Raw genomic sequence first — 672 nt, 5'->3', positions numbered from 1 at the left:
CGTTGGCAACAATTTGATGAAACCCGAAACCATTGACATAAACGAAAAGCATTTTTTAGCTTCTTTTAGATATAATAAAAGTAAGCCGGAAGATTTCGGATTGAGCAAAGTCAACGGAACAGAACATTTTGTTGACAAAAAAGGAAGTTTATGGATTAATGAAATCCTATGGGATTCTGGTTGGGGAAATGAATACGGATTTGTAAAACTTCCTGAACCGAATTTTGACCAATTATGGATTTTATTGACCAAATCGAATATTGAGGTTAATCTGTTAGGTTCGGCTGAATTGCTTACTCGATATCCAAATGAACTGAAAACAAAACTTCAGGAACTATTTAATCGGAACGAAAAAATTGACCGTAAATTAACGAAAAGACTTTCTCACTTGGAATTAGTAAATCACGTTACAAATCACTCTGATATGAAAGGAAAAAGACCTGAAGAAGTGGATTCTGATTATCGAGAATGGAAAAAGTTAAAAGATGATTTCGACCGACTGAAAACTGAAAGTTTATTTAATCGAATAAAAAAAACTGTTGCCAACAACGTGTAAAAATAATTGCTTGTGACTTGCCTACTTGGAAATTCCTGCGGAATTTCCAATGGTTCGGTTCATTTTTAGTAAGTTAGTTACTTAAACACGCAACTATCCTTACACAAACACGTTGT

At 33.8% G+C, this 672-nt stretch carries 1 protein-coding gene; it reads left to right on the top strand.

Going from position 1 to position 672, the window contains the following annotated elements:
- On the top strand, positions 1-556 hold a 556-nt coding region (locus Q0997_RS20255; RefSeq protein ID WP_299892536.1), incomplete at its 5' end, for a hypothetical protein.
- Positions 557-672 lie beyond the last annotated feature (116 nt).

It is taken from the genome of uncultured Lacinutrix sp. (assembly GCF_947500325.1).
Classification (GTDB): Bacteria; Bacteroidota; Bacteroidia; order Flavobacteriales; family Flavobacteriaceae; genus Lacinutrix.
Note: the sequence above shows the minus strand (reverse complement) of the source record. Positions and strands in the feature narration are given on the sequence as shown.